The following is a 22,323-nucleotide window of genomic DNA, read 5'->3' on the forward strand; positions in this document are numbered from 1 at the left end:
TTCAACTCCTTCAGACGGCGATGACGGCGACAACGAGGTCTTGCACCAGCACGGCCGGCAACAACACCACCCAGCCGATTTCCATGAACTTGTCCGGGCGAAACACCGGAACCCGCCGACGCAACCACACGAATGCCGTCAGCAGCGCCACGGTTTTCACCAGCACCCACATCCAGTCCGGCAGCAATGGTCCGGCACCGCCGCCGAGAAACATCGGCACCGCGAACGCCGCGCCCGCGGCGAGCAGCGCATACCGGCCAGCTAGGAAAACCAGCCGATCAACCCCAGATAGTTCAACGGTCACTCCGCCGGCGATGTCGGCACCGATCGCCGGGATAAATGGACCCCACACGGAAAAGCCCACTACGCCAATGCAATAGACCACGAAAGCGATCGGCATCCACACCGCGAACCACAAGGCGCGCTGGGTAGCCACGACAGTGCCGATATGCAGGCTCTGCGCTGCGATAGCCGGGGCGACGAGCGCGAACATCAGCGGCAGCTCGTACCCCAGTGCGTGGGCTAAAAAGCGGTAGCCGCCAACGAGTGAATGTGCGGAGTTAGGCCCCCATCCGGCAAGCCACACCAACGCCCACACCATCACGTCCATCGCGTTGAACCAGACCACACCGACATCGAGATCGACCAGCGTCCACCGCCCGAGCGGCACTACCGCCACCATCAGCAGGGCGACGACAAGCAAGCCGGCACCACCCGCCCGCCATAGCAGCCTGTCGGCAGCCACGGTGGTGCGGCGGCGCTGCCGCATCAAGCGCGCGGTCTCCCACAGCGGTGTGGCGATGGCTCGTGCGGTGTGCCCGCGCGTGGTGAGCACCCCGTTAACGCTGGCGGCGTACAGCGCGAGCAGCGACAGCAACGCCGCGGCAGCAAAGGCCCAAACGCCGGGCACGGTCGTGGTGGTCGCCTCAGCCATGGCGATTCGCATCAGCCGGCGTCGTATCGATACCGAAACTGGCCACCGCCAGTCGAGCGGTGGCCAGTTCGGCACCATCCAGTAGATCAGGCAGCGCGTCGATTCTGGTTGTCCGATCAAAGTTAAACAGCCTGCCTGCCAAGGGATCTGATACCATATCTCGTAATTCATGCGCCTGGGCAAGGAGCCGGTCGTAGGTGTCCCCGGCAAGCACGGCTGGCAAGTCGTGTCGTTCCAGATCCGCGGCGGTCAAGGGTGTCAGGCCGCGCAGTGACCAGCGCAGCAGTCGCGACCGACGAAGCACGCCAAGCAATTTCCCGACTGATGCCTGCACCCGACCGGTGTCTGGCGCATCCAGTAGCATGTCGCGGACGTCCCGGGCGATGTCGGCGGCGCGTGACCATCCGGCCAAGGCCAGCAGATCCACGATGTGGTCGCATCGTCGCGCAGCCCGCAACGACACGCTAATTGCTGACGAGACGGCCGCGAGCCCATGGTGCTGGTGGCCGTGGTCGACGATCCACGCCTGGCCGCCAGTAAGAACGTCTCCCTGCAAAGTGCACCGCAGCACCAGGCCCGCCGGCCAGTGGCGAAGGACCGGACCCAGGCGTACGTGTAGGACGTCCATTTCCAGACCGTCACGATCTTCACCGCCCTCGGCGAGGGCGATGCCCTGTGGAGCCATCTGCATGTGGCCGTGATGCATGTGGTGCTCGCCGCCGTGGTCCATGTCGTGCTCGTGGTGCGTGTGGTGATTGCCGTGGTGCATATGGTCGTCGTCGGTATGCCCATGATTCACATGGCTTTCGGACGAGTCTGCGCCACCGTGTTCACCGTTCACCTCCGGCGATTGGGGACGTTGACGCCCGTCGTGTCGGTGCTGAGCGACCTCCAGCAGTTCCTCAGCCGCACCGGCCAGTGCGGCGTCCACAGCTTGCGGATCATCGACGCCAATCCGGACCCGCGGGCCAGGCAACTGATCCCAGATGCGGTCGACGGCTGCAGCAAGCTCAGGTCCAGGCGAGCCGCACACCACGAGGACATCGGCGTCGGCTGGCGAGTCAGCCTCACACCACCCGCCAGCGGCTAGCCGCCGTTCGACCTGCGCGCGCAGTGACCAATTCCCCGGCACTTCAGCGACCAGAGCATGCGCCCGGCGCGCCGCGCACCTAGCCAGCATGTCGTTCACGCCCATCGCAGCGCGCCCTCTCGCCATGCCCATACCACCGCGACGAGCAATGCGCCCAGGAACACAAACATCTCGATCACCGCCGTGACGCCCATCCGTGCGACAACGACTGCCCAGGGATACATGAACAGCATCTCGACGTCGAACGCCAGAAACACCAGCGTCGCCGGATACCACCGCGCGTGATAGCGCGACAGCGCATGCTGCTCGGGCAGCCAGCCGGACTGATACGGAAGCGAGATCAGTGCATCAGGCACCACTGCCGTGAAACGATGAACCCCATAAAGTGCCGCAAGGCCGGCTAGTGATGCCAGTAGCGTCCAGCCCAACCCCGAGTACACGGCGGACTCCCTTCAGCAGTGCGGTCGCCGATATTCGTTGGAGGCCTCGAACCGATGCCCGCTGTACGAGCATCCACCTGGCGCACTCTATACCCGGTACCGGTATGAAGTAAACACGCCTGAATTGATCAACAAGCCCCGCGCTTGCACGATTCGCCTTTCTGCAAGCCCAGCCTGGTAAGCCGAGCGAAGGACAGGGTTGCAATTCTCGGTATACCTGGGCAGGGTATATCAGGTGAGGTGTGAGATCGAACAAATCGGGAGGCGGGCGCTCGTATGACGAGATCACCGTTCGGCACGGTGCAGCTCAACAGGCGCGGCTTCATCGCCACCAGCGTCGCCGCTGGATTTACCTTAGCCGGCTGCGGTCGATCGACACCAACCACAGCGACACGCGACGCCGCAGTGGCCGATGCCATCGCGGTGACCGAGGCGGCACGACCACACAGTGGGCGCACCGTCACCGCCACCTTGGCTCCACAGCAGGCCACCATCGACTTGGGTGGTGTCAGCGTCCAGACGCTGGCATACGGCAACACGATTCCTGGCCGGCTGATCCGGGCCAATGTCGGCGACGAACTCGCGCTCACCGTCACCAACCGGCTCAACCGGCCCACCTCGGTGCACTGGCATGGCATCGCGCTACGCAATGACATGGACGGCGCCGAACCCGCTACCGCGAACATCAAGGCCGGCCAGCAGTTCACCTACCGGTTTTCGGTTCCGCACTCGGGGACTTACTGGGCGCATCCGCACGTCGGCCTCGACGCCGACTACGGGCTGTATCTGCCTGTCATCGTCGACGACCCAACCGAGCCCGGCGGCTATGACGCCGAATGGATCGTCATGCTCGACGACTGGACCGACGGCATCGGCAAGACCCCCCAACAGCTGTACGACGACCTCACCAACCAGCGGCGATCCAACATGGACAACATGCCCGGCATGGTGGGAACGACGATGGACGGTGCCGCCATGAGCGACTTGCTCGGCGGCGACGCCGGAGATATCAACTACCCGTACTATCTGGTCAACGGTCGAATCCCCGCAGCTCCCAGCACCTTTAGCGTCAAACCCGGACAGCGGATCCGGATCCGGTTCATCAACGCCGGCTCCGACACCGCCTTCCGGGTCGCGCTGGCCGGGCATTCAATGACCGTCACCCACACCGACGGCCGCCCCGTGGTGCCCACCGAGGTCGATGCCCTGCTGATAGGCATGGCCGAACGCTACGACGTGATCATCACCGCAGCCGACGGCGTCTTCCCGCTGGTCGCACTCGCCGAAGGCAAAAACGCCGTCGGACGAGCCCTCCTCACCACCGCTGCGGGGACCGCGCCAGATCCGGGCTTCCGACCGCCCGAACTGACCAAACGGATCGGCACCGTCGAAACATTCACTGCCACACCGACAGTCGACTTAGGCCCAACCAAACCCGACGTCAAGCTATCGGTGGCCGTGCAGGGCGACATGATGAAGTACGACTGGACGATCAACGGCCAGCCCTACAGCAAAACCCAGCCACTAAGCATAAGGCAGGGCCGGCGCGCCCTGCTGACATTTGATAACACCACGGCCATGTGGCATCCAATGCACTTGCACGGCCACACGTTTCAAGTGATCAAAACCGACGGCAGCCCGGGCCCGCGCAAAGACACCGTGAATGTGCTGCCCAAACAAAAAGTCAACGCGATCCTCGTCGCCGACAACCCCGGCACCTGGCTATTACACTGCCACAACACCTACCACCAAGAAGCCGGGATGATGACCCGCCTGGACTACAAAATCTGATCTATCCGCGGACGGCTCATGGATAGCCTGCTCGACTTGATCCCAGTAAAGAAACTCCTCACCGCCGATGTCAGACATCGTTTTCAGGAGTCGATCGTGATCTGATCTGCGGCTGCGAGGGCGACTCGACGGCTGCGCTTGGGAGCGCCATGCGCACGGTGATCGCTGCCCGTTGTCCGGCCGGCGGAAGTTCTCCCACGGCTCACTTGGCGGCTGGTTTCGTTGGCGGGCGGCGGACGCAGGGCGCAGTGCAGCGACCGGCGCGGACGGGAGCGCCAGCGGACGGAAGCAGAGGGAGTGCAGCGGAGCCCGGAGGTAGCCGCCCGCCGGGCAGGCACGATCAGCTCGAGTTGGCGGTGAGCTGTGGGAACGGTGCTGCGGTGGCCGAGGCGGCGGGCACGCAGCGGCCGTGTCGCGGGATCGCGAGTGGCGTTTAGCTGTAGAGGCGTTGCCGGAGTTCACGCAGGCCGGACAGGCGCGGGCGTCGGTTGAGGGCTTCGATGTCGTCGATGAGTTCGGCGACGCGGGGTGATTCGGCGAGTTCTTCGACAGCGATCTGTTCGGCTTTGATCAGGGCTCGCAGCGCCTCGCGGCCGGAGCGGGTCAGTAGATGGGCTCGGGCGATGTCGACCAGGTAGCGGGCCTGGCGTTCGGGGGAGAGCTGCTCGGGGTGGCGGACATGTGCGGCGCGATCGAGAGCTTGTTGTCCGTTGCCGAGTTCGACCGCGACGCCCACGGCGTGCATGGCCACGTTGGTGGGTCCGAATTCGGTGTCGTGGTGGTTGCGGTCGGCGCCCAGGACGGTGGCGAGCCGACGTGCCACCGTCAGGCATTGTTCGGCGTCTGCGGTGTTGGCGTCGCGGGCGTGCAGAATCGCCAGCAGCAGCGCGCTGGAGCCCACGAGGGAGATCAGGCCGTGATCGCCGCCGGCGATGATGGTTTCGTGTCGTTGGGTTGCTTGGGTTAAGACGTGGCGGGCCAGTGCTTGTTCGCTGGAGTCGAGCAGGGTGCGGGCCATGCGTAGTTGACCGGCCAGGATCAGGGCGGGGTCGTGGGTTCGTTCGGCGGCGGCGATGGCGCGGTCGGCGGCGACCCATCCCGCACCGCGGTCGCCGACTTTGACCAGCATCGCCGCGGCGGCTTGATAGGTCTGGGCAAGCAGCGAAAGGAGTTCGGGGCGTTGAGTTTTCGCAGCGGTGCGGCTGGCTTTTTCCAACTCGCTGATGAGAGTAGCGATTGCTGGCCCTGTGTCGCGGTAGGCGCTGGCGTGGATATGCTGCCAGACGTGCAGAGTGCGTTGTCGCAGTGATTCCAGGTCGCAGGGTCGGCCCGTCGGCGACCCGCGTGATGATGCTGTCGGGGGCGGGATGGCCGGCGATGGCCAGACGAAGCCGCTCCACGTAGGGCCGGTTCCGGACGGTCTCGGTGTCGGGTCCCAGCGCGGCCTCGATGAACTCCTGTAGCGGCGCGCCGAGCACCGCAGCCAGCCGTTGTATGACGGTGAGGTCGATCAGTCGTATTTCGCCGCGTTCGATCTGGGCAACCCAACTGGCCGATCTGTGCATCTGACTGGCCAAGCGCTCTCGTGACCAGTTCTTCTCGTTTCGGTAGCGGCTGACCAGTTCGCCGGGTGTGGGGTCAGCGCGGGGCACCGTCGCCTCGAAATGGCCTTCCGTTGATCGCACCGGCAACGGGCGCAAGTGTCCACACCTCGGGCGCGTGGGCCAGGTGTTGAGTCCGCTCGGCCAGGAACCGGCGGATGTGTGGCGCGGCTGGGCTCGCCGGCGTGGATGTGGCTGGCATACACGATCGTGTCGGGTTCCTCGGTAGTGATCGCGGCCAGTGTGTGGGCGACGAGTGCGTCGAAGGCGTCCTCGTGTCCTGGGCGAACGCTGAACCCGACCAGCAGTGCGAACATCTCACCCCCACCTGCGACACCATCCTGGCGCGTCGTTGTCGTCTCATGTGCGCGGTTGCCGCACACCCTACCGGCTCCCTCGTTGGCGGCGTTGATGACAAGCGCGGGCACCGGCGGGCGGCGGCAACCCGTGAATCAGCGCCCGACGGTGCGGGTAGCGCACAGTTTTGCACAGCCCCACTGTGTGTTTGAGTCTGTCGTTCGCGACCGCATCGTTGTCCGGCTGCACTGGTGCTGCGCCCAACAACACCGTTGGGCCGCTCACCCGAGAAGACAGGACACATCATCATGAAGTTGCGAATCGACACCACCGGCGTGACGTTTCTCTGCACCCGAATTCCCGAGCAGCGCACCAATTTCGACACCGGCGCACCACACATCGACAAAGCCACCGGGCAGGCGTTGTGGCTGGTGCAGTTGATCGCCCTGGACGCCACCGGCGGCGAAGTGCTGGCGGTGACCGTGATTGGTGAGCCGAAAGCGATTGTCGGGCAACCCGTTGCGGTGTCGGGTCTGGTGGCGTTGCCGTGGTCGCAGGACGGCCGCTCGGGCATCGCGTATCGCGCCGAGGCCATCACCGCTGCCGCCGACCCGGCAGCGGCCGCCCCGAAGGCGGGCCAGCAGGCCCGCTAACCGAGGGTCTGGCCCGACAGCACCCGCACGAACGCGAGCTGTCGGGCCAGCCTCCCCGGCAATACCACAACCCGTCGTAATGGAAAGCGTGCCATCATGTCGAACACCTCAAACCGTAAGAACCACAACACTAGTCAGTCATCTAATGATGAATGGATCGGCGAGCTGATCTGGTCGCTGGCCAAAGCCGCCGGACAGCTGCTGTGGTGGGCAATCCTGTTCCCCACGCTCAGCATTCCGGTAATCCTGACGATCTGGGTCGCCATCGCCCACGGCACCCGCGCGGGTCTGCTGACTGCCGTCCTGGCCGTCGCGGCCTATATCGGCTGGGCAGTCGTGGAGCCGTCCTCGTTCACCGTGTGGGTGACCACGCCGGTGCGGCAGCGCTCGCTGTCGTGGTGGCGATACCGCCGCAACTGGGAGTCGGTGTGCACCCTGCACGGTTTGACCGCCCGGCTCGGTGACCGAACCTTGGCGCCGGCACTGCGGTCGGTGCAGATCGGCAGCCCCGCCGACGTGCTAACCGTGCGGCTGGTGACCGGCCAGTCGATCAACGATTGGCAGAAACGCGGTGCGGCACTGGCGGCGGCGTGGCGGGCCGAGCGATTGACGATCCGCGCCACCACCCCCGGCGAGCTGCGCATCATCATCAACCGAGGCGACGTGCTGGCCCAACCCATTGCCCTACCCATGCCGACCCGGGTAACCACAGTCAATCTGGCCGCGGTGCGGGTCGGAATCACCGAGACGCGGACCTGGTGGCGGCTCCCCGTGTTGGGCCAGCACATCCTGATCGCCGGTGCCACCGGAGCCGGGAAGGGCTCGGTGCTGTGGTCGCTGATCGCGGGACTGGCACCACACGTGAAGACCGGGCGGGTGCGGTTATGCGTGATCGACCCCAAAGGCGGCATGGAGCTGGGGGCTGGCGCCCCGATGTTCACCCAGTTCTGCCACCACACCGGCCACCCCACCGTCGAACTGCTGCGCCAGCTGGTGGCAGTGATGCACGCGCGGGCCAACCGGCTGCGCGGACACACCCGCCTGCACACCCCTAGTACCACGGAACCGCTGATCGTGGTGGTTATCGACGAGATCGCCGCGTTGACCGCTTATCTCACCGACCGCAAACTGCGCACCGAAATCGAACAACTACTCGGTCTGCTGCTCTCCCAGGGCCGCGCAGTCGGGATATCGGTGGTGGCCGCGGTGCAAGACCCGGCCAAAGACACCGTGCCGGTGCGGCAGCTGTTCACCGTGCGGATCGGGCTGCGCATGACCGAAGCCACCCAAACCGCGATGGTATTGGGCCAAGGTGCCCACGATGCCGGCGCCGAATGCGACTTGATCGCCGATGCCACGCCCGGTGTCGGGTACGTGATGGTCGACGGCACCGCCGACCCGATACGGGTGCGGGCATTTCACGTCACCGACCGTGACATCACGCTGTTGGCCCGAACCTTTCCCGCACCCAGACCCCGCACACAGGGCAGTGACAACAGCGCAGACCCTGGCACCGATCACCACGACAATCAGGGGCAGCGGTGAGCACCGTCGTGGCGGACAGCCCGATGATCGTGTTGCCAGGCCTACCGACCACCGTAGATCCCGGGCCGGTGATCACGCAGATGTTGCGCCGCGCCGCCTCACCGAGTTACGGGTCGTGGTGGCACCGCGCCGAATCGGTCGGGTTTTGCGCCCACCCCATCCAACTGCGCGGCACCGACACGGGCGGGCGTCGGCACACCGTGTGGACGCGCTGCAACAACCGCCGCGCGACGGTGTGCCCATCATGCTCAGACCTATATGCCCGCGACACCTGGCAACTCGTACACGCCGGAGCCGCCGGCGGCCACCACGACATACCCGCTGAAGTCGTTAGCCGTCCGCAGGTGTTCGCCACTCTGACCGCGCCCAGTTACGGCGTCGTGCACAATGCCAGCGGCACACCCTGCCAGGCTAAGCTCAGCGGATCGGCGGGCCGCTGCCAGCACGGAACACCACTGCGCTGCAACATAACCCACGCCGTTGATGACCCTATGGTGGGCCAGCCGCTGTGCCGGCAGTGCTACGACTACCGCGGGCATGTCTTGTTCACCTGGCACCTGCCCGAGCTGTGGCGGCGCTTCACCATCGCGCTACGGCGAGCTGTCACAACCCAGCTGAAAGCCGTTGGGGTAGAAGCGGATTCGGTGCGGGTCAGCTTCGTCAAAGTCGTTGAAATGCAAGCCCGCGCCATCCCACACATCCATGCCCTGATCCGCCTCGACCCACCACCAGCCAAGACCACGAAACCAGGTGACCACGATCGTCACGGCCCCGCCGCCCTTCGGGGTGGTCGGGAGCCCCGCTCGATAACCGACCAGCACACCGACTGGATCTCACCGATCACCGCCATCGACCTGGCCGCCCTGATTCAGCAGGCCGCGCGCCACGTCAGCATCGAGGTAGCCACCGGCGGCAGCGACTCCGACCACGAGGCAGGGCGGGCGCTGTGGTTCGGCACCCAGATCGACACCCAACCATTGACACCCGAAACCACCACAGCCGCAAACGATCCCACAACCAACTATTCCGCGCGCACGACGGCATCGCGGCTCTCGCCGCGCCGGGTCGCGGCATACCTGGCCAAATACGTCACCAAATCCCTGCACGACTTCGGCATCACCGCCCGACGCCTCACCGCAGAAGCGATCAGCGACCTAGACGTCAGCGAACACGTGCGCGCCATCCTGTCCACCATCGCCGAACTCTCCGAACACACCGCGGAGGGAGGACCTTTGGCAGGGATCGGGCGCTGGCTGCACACCCTAGGCTACCGCGGCCACATCACCACCAAATCCCGACACTACTCGACCACCATGGGTGCCCTGCGCGCGGCCCGCGCCACCTGGACCCGCCACCAGATGGCCAAACACTCAGGGCGACAAGACGACACACAATCCATCGATCGGTCGATGGCCTCTGACAGACGGTGCCCGTCACCAATCGACACCGATGAGATGCTATGGGAGTTCGACCACGCCGGACACACCACCCCCGGCGACCGCACCCTCGTCTATTCCGCGGCCCTCCGACGCATCCACATCCGCCGCATCGGGCTAGTGGAAGCCCGTCGCCAAGCCCCTGACCAACAATGAGATCCGCCAGGGGACGCGATGACTGACACGTCCCGAACAGCACATGCTCGCTCCAAGTGTGCCGATCGAATCGATGTGCCGGCCATGTCAGAGGGGAGTGTTGAAATTGTCCTGCCCGACCACTATCGACTTTCGTGCGAAGCCAACCGCGCGCTGGTACACGTGATAATGGCTGTGCGGGACCGGATGCTCGGATCAGGAAGGGGAGTGGCGTGAGCCTGACGTTCGCCTTCTATGGCCGAGTGAGCACGGAGGACGCTCAAGACCCGGAGGCGAGCCGCAGCTGGCAGAAGCGGCGTGCCATGGACCTGATCGCTCCGCGCGGCGGAGTCCTCGCCGCTGACTACTTCGATGTGGGACAGAGCCGCTCGTTGCCGTGGAAGCGTAGGCCGGAGGCGTCACGTCTCCTTGCTGATGTCGCTTGTCGGGACCGTAGCTTTGATGCCGTAGTGATCGGGGAGCCCGCTCGCGCGTTCTATGGGCCGCAGTTCGCGCTCACTTTCCCAGTGCTCACGCACTACGGAGTTGGCTTGTGGGTGCCCGAGGTCGGCGGAGCGGTCGATCCCGGCTCCGAGGCACACGACCTGGTGATGACTCCGTTCGGCGGCATGAGCAAGGGAGAGCGCGCTCGCATCCAGATGCGCGTCCGTACGGCGATGTCAGCACTCGCGCAGGACACCGCCAGATACCTCGGTGGTCGACCACCCTACGGTTACCGGCTCGTCGATGCCGGCCCGCACCCAAACCCTGCCAAGGCCAATCTCGGGCAGCGGCTTCACCGCCTCGAACCTGACCCCGCGACATCTTCGGTCGTCGAGCGGATCTACCGCATGTACGCCGACGGAGCGGGCCTGCGTTACATTGCGCAACAGCTCACCGACGATGGCGTGCCGTCACCGAGCCAGTACGACCCGGCGCGGAATCGTCATCGTGACCCGCGAGGATGGTCCCATTCGGCGATCCGCGCGATACTCGACAACCCGGCCTACCGCGGTATCCGTGTTTGGGGCAAGCAGGAGAAATACGAGGTTCTGGTCAACCCCGACGATGTCGCGGCGGGGTATGAGACTCGTATGCGGTGGCGCGATGAGGCCGACTGGATCGCACCAGACCGCCGCACGCATCAAGCGCTAATTCCCGATGAACTGGTGCAGGCTGTTCGCCTTCGGACGCAGGCACGGCGTGGTCCCGGCCTTGTGTGCAGCAGGGAATCGACGGTGCCGTATGCGCTGCGCGGGCTGCTCTTCTGTGCCGCGTGTGGACGGCGGATGCAGGGCGCCGCTCGCGTCGGGAAACGAACGACCCGCATCCTCTACCGTTGTGAGCTGGGTAAGTCGCGTTCGGTGCCCATGGACCTGATCGATCACCCGCGCACCGTCTATCTCCGTGAGGATGCGGTGACCTCCCGGCTCGACGAGTGGATCGCGTCCTTGGCCGATCCGGAAGACCTGGCGCGGGGGCAAGAGGTGGACCCGGTAGCCGGGGCTGGCTACGCGGCCTTGCAGCGCCAGCTTCGCGAGGCGAATGCCAAGGTTTACTGCTTTGGTTAGCGCCGTGGAGTCTGGCGTGGCCGTGGAGGACTTGACCGCCGCATTGCGTCGCCGCACCGCCGAGCGCGACGAGCTGAAGGCCCGTCTTGAGCAAGCGGAGCGGCCCCGGGTCATGTCTGCGGCACAGATCAGCGAATTGGTCGAGGAACTGGGTGGGCTGTCAGCCGTGCTCGGTGCGGCTACCGGGGCGGAACGCGCCGAGGTGTACGCGAGCCTGGGGCTCCGCCTTGATTACGATCCGCATCTGCGACAAGTCAAGGCGACGGCCGACTTAAGTCGTGTCGCCGGATGTGTCCGAGGGGGGACTTGGCCACGTGCGACACGAGTTGAGGTCTTCCAGCTGAGCCGTTGATCCTGACGAGTCATTATTCTGCCGACGCCGCGCTGGCAACTACTGACGAACGAATCAGTGCAAGCTTGTGCTGCTCCAAAGTGAGGTTCAGCGGTCAGTGGCCTAGCGCTCCGCTGAGTAGCTCGGCGGCGAGGTGGATGTCATCGAGACGTAAATCGGCGCCTTCGGGGATTGCGTTGATCAGTGATAGCGATCGGTCGGCACGCGCGTCGAGGCAGAACTCCACGTGTTGTGCGATGTCCCGCGCGAGCTGGGACTCAGCCAGTGAAAGCTGCTCTCGCACTGTGGGTCCCGATTGTTGATCCAAAGTGAGTCGGACGATGTCAAGCAAGTCCGTGCCTTCCTTGGCTTTGCCGCGATCGAAGGTCGCTTGAAGTTTCATGGCGATCAGCGGGCCGGGCTCGGCAACTGCAACCGCGATATCAGGCTGTCCGTGCACACCCATGATGACCGGAGTCGCGGTGGCAGCAGCCCAGGCGTGCGACAGCACGAAGAGCCGGCCGGTGGGATCGTCGGGCAGCGGGTGCAAATCGGCGTCGGCCACTTCCAAGACGTCAACGATCACTTTTCCGGCCGCAGTCGTGACCAGCGCCGCGTTGCGTCCTTCGACCGGCTCGCTCTTCGCTATCAGCAGTTCGAGCTGAGGGGCTTGATGGTCGTTGCGGCGGTTGACGATGTCGAGGTCGCTGGTGGCACGATGCGGGGTGCTGAGACGGCATATCACAGCCAGACCTCCGATCACCGTCACAGGCTGGCCAGTCAGGGTCTGGGTAGTGCGGATTGCGTCCGCCAGTGCCGACATTTGGGCGCCCAGCAGCTCTACCCGAGGGGTCTGAAGCTGTTTACCAGACACGAGACCACGGCTCTGGGGGAGTCCAGCTATCCAGTATCTCGCGCCCTCGACCTGGGTCCTGGGCCAGGTCGAGAGCCACGAATAGGGGGCGGGTCATGGGCCAGTACTCACTGTTCCCGTTGCCGGGAAAATCCACTGGATCTTGCCGGTATATGCAAACCAGGGGCGTGGGTGCAACACGCACGACGGCTGTGGGCGTGATGTGCTCGCGCGCGGGTGCGAGCAGTTTGGCTGCGCGGCGCATCACCTGCTGGTCGGGAACGTAGAGCACCGGTGGATGGTTTGATCTGATCGCGATCGGCGCGCCGTATACGGCGGCCGCGCGCGAATCGCTGAGCGCCCATCCCGGCTTGTCGAAGTCGTCGAGATTCACCCGCAGTGCATTAAGCAGGCCACCCTCTCGCGGCTCATTTGCGACGGCGAAGTCGGTGGGCTTCCACCGTGACGCTAACTCCCAGAAGAGCTCTGGTGTTCTAGGGTGCCCGGCCGGAGTGATCAGGTTGGCGTCGCGGAACGCGGCAATCGTGTCGGATACCGAGCTGGGGGCGCGGTCGATCTGCGTGGCGAGGGGACGAATGGAGACCACGCGGTCGGGTGTGAGCAGCATGGCTGACGCTAATTCGATGCCAACTTGACCGGCGAACGGTTCGCGCCGGCGTGGCGCGCGCATGGCAGCCGGCACGTTCGCGTCTACCAGCAGTCCATTGGCGGCGAGCCGTAGGTGGCCGCGAGTGTCCAACCAGCTCCAGCCGGCAGCGCGGAGCTCTTCGCGCGCATCGGCCGTAATGCGGTTGGCTACGACCACGCCGACGGTGTTCGCGCGCAGTTGGTGACTCCACAGTTGCAGCTGGTCCCGCAGGCCCTTTGTGGTCATTAGTGACGAGGTTTTGACCTCGACGAGCAGCTGGCGGTTGTCGGGCAAGACGAGGACCCCGTCCGCGTGCAGATCGTTCGCTTCGTTCGCGCGCACGAACTTGAGCCCCACCGCGGCCACGGCGTCGGCGAGTTCGTCGACAGCGTTCATCTCGGTGCGGAGCGATCCTGTCATGGGTAGATCCTCGCATGCTTTCGGTGTTCGGTCTATACCGAACACCGAACGGCGTCTTCAGTGGATGCTTGTCGGTCACGTGTCTCGCGGAATGCCGGTTCGCTCAGTTGACGCCGGCGTGCTGTACGTAGGAGCGGCACGCTGCGGGTCTTCGCACTTCGGGTCGATGTGCGCCGATCAATGCTTGCCGCAGCGCTTTCGCGTCATAGATGGGCGATCTCAGTTGGCGTGGCGACGCCATACTCGCCGCCTGGATGCCGGAAAGAGTCCTCGGCACGCGACTGCTCGGCGACAGCACGAAACGACTCGTCATCCCTGCTTAGGATGTGCAACTCGCTGATTACCGGCAAGAGGCCGCAAGGTTCGTGGGCGCATCGCACCATCATCGACCCCGCCGTCGGCGACAACGAGTTTGACGCCGACTTCATGCTCGATATGAGCGAGAACCCGGACTGGGCCGACAACCCCAAGGCCTGCATCGGTGAGGTCCACGCCGCCCTTCACCGGCACAGCACCTACGGCACCATGCCGCACTCACGGAAGTGCCGCTGCGTGCGGCTCGTCTACGCCAACTCCATGCACACCTGACGACCAATTTCTGATCGACCCCGGCCTCGTAGGTGGTCTCCTTATGCCGTTGGGGATTCAATGATGCGGCAGACGGTGGCAGCGCGTCCGCGGCGTTGATCGCTGCGGGCGGTTTGTAGCGCGGTGGTCAGGGTGGTGCGTAGGGCGCGTAGGTCGGCGATGGCGCGGTCGATGTCGCGAATGTGCTTGTCGAGCAGGGCGGTGACCTGCTCACAGGGCGCCGTGCCGTGGCGATGCAGGTCGAGGATGTCTTTGATCTCCGACAACGTCAGGCCGAGGGTCCGGGCCCGAAGAATGAACCGCAGGATCGCGATGTCGTGGTCGCTGAACAGCCGGTAGCCGGCTTGGGTGCGCTCAGCAGGCGGCAGCAGGCCCTTGGCTTCCCAGATCCGGATGGCCTTGGCGGACACGCCAATGGCTTTGGCGGCGTCACCGATGGTGTGCGTCACTAGGGTCCGTTCACGGACGGCGGCCGCTATCGATGACCCTTCCCAGCTGCGAGGTTCAAGCGTAGCCGTGCGAGTCCCGGATGCAGCTGCCTCACTCATTGGTCGTTAGGGGCGCGGTGCCGACGAGTCCGTTTCCCCTTCCTCCTATTCCAGCTGAATTGCAAGAGTGGTCCGGCGACGCCGCGCTCCGTCGCGAACGGCAACGTCGACGGTGACTCCAACGGTAGGGGTTGCCCCAGGGGCAAGGTCAAGGGTACGCCGCGGCAGCCTCTCACGGTGCGAGCCTGACAAAGCCCGGAGGCATGGGTCGCGCCGGCGACGGCTCCACCGGACCGCCACCGGCGTTGCCACCACTGCCTCCGCCGCCGATGCCGCCACCGCCGTTGCCACCGCCGCCGGCAGGGCCCCCCGGAGGAGCATCGGCAGGGGGCTCCACCTCTTGCGGTTGCGGCGGCGATTGTTTTGGTGGCGGCGGTGCGGCTATCGGCGGGGGCGGTGCCAGGATATGCGCCGTCGGGGGCGGTGGCGCCGGAATCTGCGGCGGGTTCGGTAGGAGGGGATCCCCCGCGGGAACCGCTCCGATCAGTGAGGCGAGCATTGTGCGGCCCGCCGCCGGCATATTGGTCATGTCCAACCCCGGCGGCGTGTCCCGCAGATCGCTTCCTGAGGTGACTGTGTCATGCGCGTACGCGGCGAGCCGGTGCGTCGGTTGCCTCGATCCCGGCGCGCGATTAGCCATGATGGAAGCTATCTTGCCCCGGTGGTACGGGCAGTAGATCTCCACTGCCGCGGTAATGAATCGGGCCTCGGTGCGCGCGAGGCGGCCGGGAGCGTATAGGCGCTCGGGCGGGTCGATGCGATACGCGTTGTTCACCATCTCGTCGACTAAGGCATCCACCGGCATGCCGCCATCGAGTTTGCGACAGACTTTATGGGCTGTGGCGATGAGGCTCGGAACGTTCTTGAGGGCGGGGATTTCTGCTTTATCGAGCAGTGCCAGAAACTGGTCGTCCTGGTTTGGGTCGGCCGCTGCTGCGCCGCCGCTCAGAATTGCGGCGCCGGTTAGCACCACGATGGCGGTGACCAGGGCACCGGCGTGGCTAGTGGTGCCGGTGAACATGGTAGGGGTTTCCATTCTGCTAGGGTTCCCACGGCGTCGCGGGCGGGCGATGCCGTGGTCGGTCTTGTGACGTGAGCCGTTGCGTCGCAGAATGTTTCGCTACGGCGCTGGTGCTCGAAGGATCGGTGTGAAGTGATGGACTATGTAGCGAATCGATGAATCTGCTTACGGCGTTGGTGGGTGCGCCGCATCAGTGGCCTACGGGGACCACGAGGCCTAATTACGTTGTCGCTCAGCTCATGTTCGCCTCCTTCGCGTGACTACGGTGGAGGCATCACCGCCGGTGACTCCAACGGTAGGGATTGCCTCAAGGGCAAGGTCAAGGCGCAGTGCCGTAATTCTTTGCCGCCCGCCCGCCCGCCCGCCCGCGTCGCGGGCCGTCGGCTTTCGTTCAACCGCACTGAAATTGCGTAAGAAAGTGCGTTTCAACGTCTTTCGTTACGGCGCACGTACGAACGATGGGGTCCAGTTAGGACCCGCGTGAGCTCGATGAATCCAGCCTCGGCGCCGGTGTGGCCTAACCCTTGACCTTGCCCCGGGGGCAACCCATACCTTGGGGTTGCTCGTCGGCTAACGCGAAGCGACGGGAGAGCGTGCGAGATGAAGGCGGCGCCCCACCTGGTGAGTTTTGCGGCGTACGAAGTTGCGCCCCCGCCGCGGCGGACTGACAAGGCCAGGATCACTGATGCTGACCGTTGATCCTGACCGGGATGTTGGGTTGACCGTTGTATCCGCCGCTGCGGGGCGGATGCATGTGTCCGCCAACGGGTTTCGTATCTACACGGTCCCGGCCGTCGCGATCGAGGATGCGGTCGGCAGCTGAGCGGTGTGCGTGCCGTGCGTGTCTATCCGCGAACGGCATCCGTTGTGATCCGGTATTCGCCCGCTGCCTGCGACACCGCTGCCGTCTTGTCGGCGATCACCGATGCACAGCACACCCCCGCCGCGTCGGTGCCCGCGCATGCCCCCCGCTCGGCTGATTTCGGCAACGGCGGCATAGTGGACAAAGTCACCGGCGGGATAGGGCGAACGCAATTACGCCTGCGCCATGGAGTGCCAGACCATCCGCCGGAGATCGAGCGGCGGCTGGAAGCTTCGAAGAAGATCGATACGGTCGTGTTTGACAAGACCGGCACCCGCACCCGCGCCCAGATACAGCTCGCCGATGAAACGCCATAGCATTAAATCCACGGGGTGGCCCTAGCACGGGCGCTGATTCACCTATGCATCAGAGGTCGAATAATCCAGTGCAGTTGAACCGTCGGACTCGATGAATCCGACCTCGGCGCTGGTGCGACCTAACCCTTGACCTTGCCCTTGGGGCAACCCTTACCTTGGGGGTGGCCCGTCAGCTGACGCGACCCGCGCCGCCGAGGCGTGAGCCATGCCGGGGCAACGATTGCGAAGGGAGCGTGCGAGATGGCATTGCATGGGTTTTTGGTGAAGGCGGCGCCCCACGTGTTGACCTTCGCCGCGTATGAGGCGCTACACCGAGTGGTGGCGAAGGCTCCGTGGCGGGAGGCAACGGTTTCCGCAATGGCCTGTGGTGTTCGCGGCGTGCGCACGGCTGAGGAGAAGGCCGAGCGGGCTCGATTGACGGCCGCCGACATGTTCGCCGAGGCGATAGAGCGCAGCGGGGAGAAAGCTCCGCTGTCAGCGGTGGCGGACGAGGAAGTTGCGCCCCAGCCGCGGCGGACTCGGAAGACTAGGACCACTGATGCTGACAATTGATGCTCAGCGAGATGTGGGCCCGACCGTTGCGTCCGACGCGGCAGGACGGATGCGTATACACACCAACGGCTTTCGTATGGACGAAGGCCGGGCCGTCGCAATCGAGGAGACGGTCGGCAACCTATCTGGTGTACGCACCGTGCGTGTGTATCCGCGCACGGCATCCGTTGTGATCCGATATTGGCCCGAGCGATGCGACACCGGCGCCGTCTTGTCGGCGATCACCGAGGTGGAGCGCAGCCCTGCCGCTTCGGAGCCGGCGCCTGTTTCGCGGTCGGCTGATATCGGCAATGGCGGCATCGTGGGGAAGGTCGTCGGCGGGATCGGGCGGATGCTGCTGGGCCTGCACAGTGACGAGTCAGAAGCTCCGCCGGAGATCGAGAGGCTACGAGAGGCGCTGAAAGGTATCGGCTATCACCTCGCGCCGGTTACCGAGGGTCAGCCCTCGCCGCGCGAGGAGGCCCAGCGTGGGATTCGGGCCTGGTTGCGGCGGGTCTGGTTGGCCTGGCCGCTGGGGCTGCTGGCGTCTGGCTTGACGATGTTCTTCGCCGCGTCCCCGTGGGCGGGGTGGTTGGCCTTCGCCGCGACGCTGCCCGTCCAATTCATAGCCGGGTGGCCGTTCCTGTTGGGGGCGGCCCAACGGGCGCGGGAGAAAACCGCGAACATGGACACGCTGATCACACTCGGCACGTTGACCGCGTTCATCTACTCCACCTATCAGCTCCTCGTTGGCGGGCCGCTGTTCTTCGACACCTCGGCGCTGATCATCGCGTTCGTGGTGCTGGGCCGCTATTTCGAAGCCAAAGCCCACGGCAAGACGCTCGAGGCCATCAGCAAGCTGTTGGAAATGGGCGCCAAAGAAGCCCGGCTGCTGGTCGACGGCCAGGAGCTCCTTGTGCCAATCGATCAGGTGCAAGTAGGAGACCTGCTGCGGGTGCGGCCGGGGGAGAAGATCCCGGTCGACGGCGAGGTCGTCGACGGGCGTGCCGGCGTTGATGAGTCGATGCTGACCGGCGAGTCCGTCCCGGTCGAAAAAACGGTGGGCGACCATGTTGCCGGGGCCACCGTCAACACCGACGGGCTGCTGACCATCCGCGCTACCGCCGTAGGGACCGACACCGCGCTGGCGCAGATCGTGCGACTGGTCGAACAGGCCCAGGGCGGCAAGGCCCCGGTGCAGCGCTTGGCCGATCGGGTCTCGGCGGTGTTCGTGCCAGCTGTCCTCGGCGTGGCCGTGGCGACGTTTGCGGGCTGGACGCTGTTCGCCGCCAACCCGGTCGCCGGCATGACGGCGGCGGTCGCGGTGCTGATCATCGCGTGCCCGTGTGCGCTGGGCCTGGCCACCCCCACCGCGATCATGGTCGGCACTGGCCGCGGCGCCGACATGGGGATCCTGGTCAAGGGCGGTGAGGTGCTGGAAGCCTCGAAGAAGATCGACACCGTGGTGTTCGACAAGACCGGCACCCTCACCCAAGCCCAGATGCGACTCACCGACGTGATTGCCGACAAGCGCCGTCAGCCCAATCTGGTGCTGCGAATTGCCGCCGCGGTCGAATCGGGCTCCGAACACCCCATCGGCGCGGCGATCGTCGCCGGGGCACACGAACGGGGGGTGGAGATCCCGGCCGCTACGGCGTTCACCAACCTCGCGGGGCACGGAGTGCGCGCCGAGGTAGAGGGCCGACCCGTGGTGGTCGGGCGGCGCAAGCTCCTCGATGTGCACGACGTGAAGTTGCCTGAACACCTTGCCGCAGCGGCGACGGAGTTCGAAGAACAAGGCCGCACCGCGGTTTTCGTCGGCCGCGACGGCGAAGTTGTGGGTGTGCTCGCCGTGGCCGACACCGTCAAAGACGACGCCGCCGACGTGGTCCATCAACTGCGCGCCATGGGGCTGCATGTCGCATTGATCACCGGCGACAACACCCGCACGGCGGCCGCGATCGCCAAGCAGGTCGGCATCGAGCAGGTGCTGGCTGAGGTGTTGCCGCACGACAAGGTTACCGAGGTGCGCCGACTCCAAGACGAGGGCCGCGTGGTCGCGATGGTCGGCGACGGCGTCAACGACGCGCCCGCCCTGGTGCAGGCCGATCTGGGCATTGCGATCGGCACCGGCACCGACGTGGCCATCGAGGCATCCGATATCACGCTGATGTCCGGCCGGCTCGACGGCGTCGTCCATTCGATCGAGCTCTCGAGGCTGACGCTGCGCACTATTTATCAAAACCTCGGCTGGGCGTTCGGCTACAACACCGCCGCAATTCCCCTCGCCGCGCTCGGCGTGCTAAACCCGATCGTCGCAGGCGCGGCGATGGGATTTTCCTCGGTCAGCGTGGTGACCAACTCGCTGCGACTTCGCCGCTTTGGCCGCGACGCTTGACATGTGGTCTGCAGTCTGCGAGTAGCTCAGCGGCCATGACACCCCTTAATCGTGAATCCAGCCAAAGGAGACGACCAACGGTGCCGGCGCAGCGCAGAGGAGTCCCGAGCATGCGGTGTAGCGGAACTTGATTGGCGACCTCGCGCTGCGGTGGACGGTTAGCGTCCTCTTCGGCGCCAGCTTCGCGGGACACCTGTACGGCCTTGTCGCGCAACGTGAACGATGGATATGCACAGTCGAACGCCTGCTGCACATAGTGATGTGCGCGGGAATGGTTGCGATGGCCTGGCCGGTCGGAATGGAACTCCCCACACTCGGGCCGATGGCCTTCTTCCTCGCGGCGGCCGTCTGGTTCGTGCTGGTGGCTGCCCACGTGTTCTCCGGCGACGATGGCCGACTGACCAACGGCTACCACGCCAACATGATGGCGGCGGTAGCTTGGCTGTACGCGGTAATGCGCGGCGGCCCGCTGGGCCGGCGCGATCACCCACCCGACCACACAATGCCCAGCTCGCCCGGAATGAAGATGCCGGGTATGGACATATCGGTACCCCACACAGCCGAACCCTGGTGGATCACTACCCTCAACTGGATCGCGGCGGTCGGATTCGCAAGTGCCGCAGTGTATTGGCTGTATCACTATTTCGCCCAGCGGAAAGCGAACCCTGCGCAGCACACCACGCTCCTCGGGGACTGGGGAACGCTATGCCAGGCATTCATGGCCTCCGGCATGGCCATCATGTTCGGCGTGATGCTGGAGGTATGACCCGCCGCAGCTCGGCGCACCAACGATGCTGCAGGCCCCTGCGTGGTGTGTTGCAGGCGTTGGGCGCCGGTTTTGGCCCTACGTGCTGCCGTGGCGTTCACCTCGTCACAGTCAGTCGCTGGTAGTTAACCCATTCCTGCGATGGCCCGGGATCCGTGTAGCCGTGGTCGTTGACTCGCCGACCCCGAAGCGCTCTGGCGCAAAGACCACTCGTAAGCCGCTGCCGGACGAAGATCACCAAACAACCAGATTCGTTCCGTTACTACGGCGACGCCGACAACCTCAACAGCACGATCAAGCAGGTGCTGTTCGGGCGCTCTGCTGGTGGAGTGCAGGTCTTCCAAACGTGCGCTATTCGTGTGAAACCGCTGGGGAAGCAGGCACCGATGCACGGCGGAGCATCGGTTCTGCGAAGCACAGCCTGGGTGCGACGCGTGGTGCCGACGATCCTTCCGCACCAGATCACTGAGTTTCCTCCAGTCCTTGGCCTCAGCCTCGGGGTGTTTTGCGTGAACCTTGGCCGCGATCGGGGCTAAGGAGGCAGCGCGGTGTCATCTGTAGCGCGCTGCCGGGGTGTATACGATTGTGCCCCATGGTTACTGCCGCAGGTGCGTGGGCTCGGGGACCTCAGCAAGCAGTACCACGCTCGGCCAACGAACTCGGCAATCACACAGTTGATTGCAATCGGCCTACCGATGACCGTCGTGCATTTCTCAGCAGACAGTAACCGGGTGGCACGCGCTATCGCCGGCGAACCCGGTTCGATCGTTCTCGGCCCCGTCGACGTTGGATGATGCGGATGATGATGATGTCACCACCGTGATCGCGGCGATCGTGGCGAGGATTGTTGTGCCGATGATTTGCTGGGCGTGGTTGTAATGGGGTAGGTAACCAGGTTCTGCGGCCGACCATAGACGCAGTGGTGTGCTCATGGCGGTGGCCGTCGACGCAGGTGTGGGCGCATGCTTATCGGCCCGTACAGCCGTAGCTTGATACGTCTGCGAACCTGGCCCTGGATTGGACACCACGGGTCGCCAGTATGGGGCCCTGAGCCCTGAGTGCAGACCGCTGGCGGCTCTATCGCGTTTGAGGAGAATGTAATGAATGCATCACAGGCTGCGGTCGAGCACGACGCGGCGCGGCCGGTGATCCACTTGTCGGAGTTGCTGCGTTCGCCGGTTTTGGCTCGCTCCGGCGAGGCTGTAGGCCGCGTGGAGGACGTGATCGTGCGACTGCGGGGCGCCGACGATCATCCGCGGGTGACTGGGATCGTGGCCGGGGTAGGTCGGCGGCGGGTGTTTATCGGCAGCCCTTCCATCAACGAGTACGCCGCGCAGCGAGTTGTGTTGGCCAAGAACACAATCGACCTCCGCAGCTTCGAGCGCCGCGACGGTGAGGTGTTGTTGCGCGCCGATGTGCTCGGGCACCGGTTGATCGATGTGGCGGCTGTGGAATTGGTACGCGCCTACGACGCGGAGCTCGAAGATACTGGCGGTGGGCGCGGCCGCTAGATCGTACGACCCTAATGCCGTCGATAGCCACCACC

17 protein-coding genes and 4 pseudogenes are annotated in these 22,323 nt (G+C 65.1%); 12 read left to right on the forward strand and 9 right to left on the reverse strand.

Features of this window, described 5'->3' with window-relative positions; all coding sequences use genetic code 11:
• Nucleotides 1–10 precede the first annotated feature (10 nt).
• Nucleotides 11–934 carry a complex I subunit 1 family protein gene (locus tag MYXE_RS10780; RefSeq protein WP_085196585.1) on the reverse strand — a complete coding sequence of 308 codons (924 nt, stop codon included), beginning with the start codon at nucleotides 932–934 and terminating at the stop codon, nucleotides 11–13.
• Nucleotides 927–1,775, reverse strand: coding sequence for a hypothetical protein (locus MYXE_RS23985; RefSeq protein ID WP_232061789.1), 849 nt, complete (start codon nucleotides 1,773–1,775; stop codon nucleotides 927–929). Before MYXE_RS23985 ends, MYXE_RS10780 begins: the two co-directional genes overlap by 8 nt.
• 36 nt (nucleotides 1,776–1,811) lie before the next feature.
• Between MYXE_RS23985 and MYXE_RS24440 the strand changes: the two genes are divergently transcribed.
• Nucleotides 1,812–2,024 carry a hypothetical protein gene (locus MYXE_RS24440; RefSeq protein WP_232061790.1) on the forward strand — a complete coding sequence of 71 codons (213 nt, stop codon included), beginning with the start codon at nucleotides 1,812–1,814 and terminating at the stop codon, nucleotides 2,022–2,024.
• Nucleotides 2,025–2,119: 95 nt separating this feature from the next.
• On the opposite strand, the gene MYXE_RS10790 is transcribed toward MYXE_RS24440, so the two are convergent.
• Complete coding sequence (locus tag MYXE_RS10790; protein WP_085196561.1) at nucleotides 2,120–2,464, reverse strand: NADH-quinone oxidoreductase subunit A; 345 nt, start codon at nucleotides 2,462–2,464, stop codon at nucleotides 2,120–2,122.
• Nucleotides 2,465–2,740: 276 nt separating this feature from the next.
• Between MYXE_RS10790 and MYXE_RS10795 the strand changes: the two genes are divergently transcribed.
• On the forward strand, nucleotides 2,741–4,255 hold the full coding sequence (locus MYXE_RS10795; RefSeq protein WP_085196563.1) for a multicopper oxidase family protein: 1,515 nt from the start codon (nucleotides 2,741–2,743) through the stop codon (nucleotides 4,253–4,255).
• Nucleotides 4,256–4,688: 433 nt separating this feature from the next.
• Here the strand turns inward: MYXE_RS10795 and MYXE_RS24445 are convergent, their stop codons facing one another.
• Complete coding sequence (locus MYXE_RS24445; RefSeq protein WP_232061791.1) at nucleotides 4,689–5,471, reverse strand: hypothetical protein; 783 nt, start codon at nucleotides 5,469–5,471, stop codon at nucleotides 4,689–4,691.
• Nucleotides 5,472–5,766: 295 nt separating this feature from the next.
• Nucleotides 5,767–5,940 (reverse strand): annotated as a pseudogene (locus tag MYXE_RS24450) (helix-turn-helix domain-containing protein); the annotation flags it as partial.
• A 521-nt stretch (nucleotides 5,941–6,461) separates the two neighbouring features.
• Between MYXE_RS24450 and MYXE_RS10805 the strand changes: the two are divergent.
• From MYXE_RS10805 to MYXE_RS10820, 4 genes and pseudogenes are all read left to right on the forward strand, one after another.
• Nucleotides 6,462–6,806, forward strand: a complete 345-nt coding sequence (locus MYXE_RS10805; RefSeq protein WP_085196565.1) for a hypothetical protein — start codon at nucleotides 6,462–6,464, stop codon at nucleotides 6,804–6,806.
• 96 nt (nucleotides 6,807–6,902) lie between these two features.
• Nucleotides 6,903–8,351 carry an FtsK/SpoIIIE domain-containing protein gene (locus tag MYXE_RS10810; protein WP_085196567.1) on the forward strand — a complete coding sequence of 483 codons (1,449 nt, stop codon included), beginning with the start codon at nucleotides 6,903–6,905 and terminating at the stop codon, nucleotides 8,349–8,351.
• A gap of 23 nt (nucleotides 8,352–8,374) precedes the next feature.
• Nucleotides 8,375–9,943 carry a replication initiator gene (locus tag MYXE_RS10815; RefSeq protein WP_112650031.1) on the forward strand — a complete coding sequence of 523 codons (1,569 nt, stop codon included), beginning with the start codon at nucleotides 8,375–8,377 and terminating at the stop codon, nucleotides 9,941–9,943.
• A 212-nt stretch (nucleotides 9,944–10,155) separates the two neighbouring features.
• Nucleotides 10,156–11,845 (forward strand): annotated as a pseudogene (locus MYXE_RS10820) (recombinase family protein).
• A gap of 94 nt (nucleotides 11,846–11,939) precedes the next feature.
• Here MYXE_RS10820 and MYXE_RS10825 read toward each other — a convergent pair.
• Both MYXE_RS10825 and MYXE_RS10830 read right to left on the reverse strand, forming a co-directional pair.
• The gene (locus MYXE_RS10825; protein ID WP_019733675.1) at nucleotides 11,940–12,647 is read right to left on the reverse strand and encodes a hypothetical protein; all 708 of its coding nucleotides are present in this window, start codon (nucleotides 12,645–12,647) and stop codon (nucleotides 11,940–11,942) included.
• 40 nt (nucleotides 12,648–12,687) lie between these two features.
• The gene (locus MYXE_RS10830) at nucleotides 12,688–13,746 is read right to left on the reverse strand and encodes a hypothetical protein (protein WP_019733676.1); all 1,059 of its coding nucleotides are present in this window, start codon (nucleotides 13,744–13,746) and stop codon (nucleotides 12,688–12,690) included.
• Between the two features lie 324 nt (nucleotides 13,747–14,070).
• Between MYXE_RS10830 and MYXE_RS10835 the strand changes: the two genes are divergently transcribed.
• Nucleotides 14,071–14,334: an SMODS domain-containing nucleotidyltransferase gene (locus tag MYXE_RS10835; RefSeq protein WP_019733677.1), complete on the forward strand. Its 264-nt coding sequence runs from the start codon at nucleotides 14,071–14,073 to the stop codon at nucleotides 14,332–14,334.
• Nucleotides 14,335–14,375: 41 nt separating this feature from the next.
• Here the strand turns inward: MYXE_RS10835 and MYXE_RS10840 are convergent, their stop codons facing one another.
• Both MYXE_RS10840 and MYXE_RS10845 read right to left on the reverse strand, forming a co-directional pair.
• A complete protein-coding gene (locus MYXE_RS10840) occupies nucleotides 14,376–14,783 on the reverse strand; it encodes a MerR family DNA-binding protein (protein ID WP_019733678.1) in 408 nt (135 codons plus the stop codon).
• 271 nt (nucleotides 14,784–15,054) lie between these two features.
• On the reverse strand, nucleotides 15,055–15,903 hold the full coding sequence (locus tag MYXE_RS10845; protein ID WP_075362388.1) for a DUF732 domain-containing protein: 849 nt from the start codon (nucleotides 15,901–15,903) through the stop codon (nucleotides 15,055–15,057).
• 685 nt (nucleotides 15,904–16,588) lie between these two features.
• Between MYXE_RS10845 and MYXE_RS24460 the strand changes: the two are divergent.
• The 5 genes and pseudogenes from MYXE_RS24460 to MYXE_RS10870 form a co-directional block, all read left to right on the forward strand.
• A pseudogene (locus tag MYXE_RS24460) lies at nucleotides 16,589–16,914 on the forward strand (cadmium-transporting ATPase); the annotation flags it as partial.
• 408 nt (nucleotides 16,915–17,322) lie between these two features.
• On the forward strand, nucleotides 17,323–17,634 hold the full coding sequence (locus tag MYXE_RS10855) for a DUF1490 family protein (protein ID WP_019734356.1): 312 nt from the start codon (nucleotides 17,323–17,325) through the stop codon (nucleotides 17,632–17,634).
• Nucleotides 17,635–17,683: 49 nt separating this feature from the next.
• On the forward strand, nucleotides 17,684–20,011 hold the full coding sequence (locus MYXE_RS10860; RefSeq protein WP_085989686.1) for a copper-translocating P-type ATPase: 2,328 nt from the start codon (nucleotides 17,684–17,686) through the stop codon (nucleotides 20,009–20,011).
• 127 nt (nucleotides 20,012–20,138) lie between these two features.
• Nucleotides 20,139–20,777, forward strand: coding sequence for a DUF5134 domain-containing protein (locus tag MYXE_RS10865; RefSeq protein WP_019734354.1), 639 nt, complete (start codon nucleotides 20,139–20,141; stop codon nucleotides 20,775–20,777).
• A gap of 1,100 nt (nucleotides 20,778–21,877) precedes the next feature.
• Nucleotides 21,878–22,276, forward strand: a pseudogene (locus tag MYXE_RS10870) (PRC-barrel domain-containing protein); the annotation flags it as partial.
• Nucleotides 22,277–22,323: the final 47 nt, after the last annotated feature.

The organism is Mycobacterium xenopi, from assembly GCF_009936235.1.
Taxonomy (GTDB): Bacteria; Actinomycetota; Actinomycetes; order Mycobacteriales; family Mycobacteriaceae; genus Mycobacterium; species Mycobacterium xenopi.

Excerpts from the sequence above, each read along its gene's own strand:
- MYXE_RS10780 (WP_085196585.1), bottom strand. The coding sequence starts at position 934 with ATGGCTGAGGCGACCACCACGACCGTGCCCGGCGTTTGGGCCTTTGCT.
- MYXE_RS10795 (WP_085196563.1), top strand. The coding sequence starts at position 2,741 with ATGACGAGATCACCGTTCGGCACGGTGCAGCTCAACAGGCGCGGCTTC.
- MYXE_RS10805 (WP_085196565.1), top strand. The coding sequence starts at position 6,462 with ATGAAGTTGCGAATCGACACCACCGGCGTGACGTTTCTCTGCACCCGA.
- MYXE_RS10810 (WP_085196567.1), top strand. The coding sequence starts at position 6,903 with ATGTCGAACACCTCAAACCGTAAGAACCACAACACTAGTCAGTCATCT.
- MYXE_RS10815 (WP_112650031.1), top strand. The coding sequence starts at position 8,375 with ATGATCGTGTTGCCAGGCCTACCGACCACCGTAGATCCCGGGCCGGTG.
- MYXE_RS10825 (WP_019733675.1), bottom strand. The coding sequence starts at position 12,647 with ATGTCGGCACTGGCGGACGCAATCCGCACTACCCAGACCCTGACTGGC.
- MYXE_RS10830 (WP_019733676.1), bottom strand. The coding sequence starts at position 13,746 with ATGACAGGATCGCTCCGCACCGAGATGAACGCTGTCGACGAACTCGCC.
- MYXE_RS10835 (WP_019733677.1), top strand. The coding sequence starts at position 14,071 with ATGTGCAACTCGCTGATTACCGGCAAGAGGCCGCAAGGTTCGTGGGCG.
- MYXE_RS10845 (WP_075362388.1), bottom strand. The coding sequence starts at position 15,903 with ATGTTCACCGGCACCACTAGCCACGCCGGTGCCCTGGTCACCGCCATC.
- MYXE_RS10855 (WP_019734356.1), top strand. The coding sequence starts at position 17,323 with ATGGCATTGCATGGGTTTTTGGTGAAGGCGGCGCCCCACGTGTTGACC.
- MYXE_RS10860 (WP_085989686.1), top strand. The coding sequence starts at position 17,684 with ATGCGTATACACACCAACGGCTTTCGTATGGACGAAGGCCGGGCCGTC.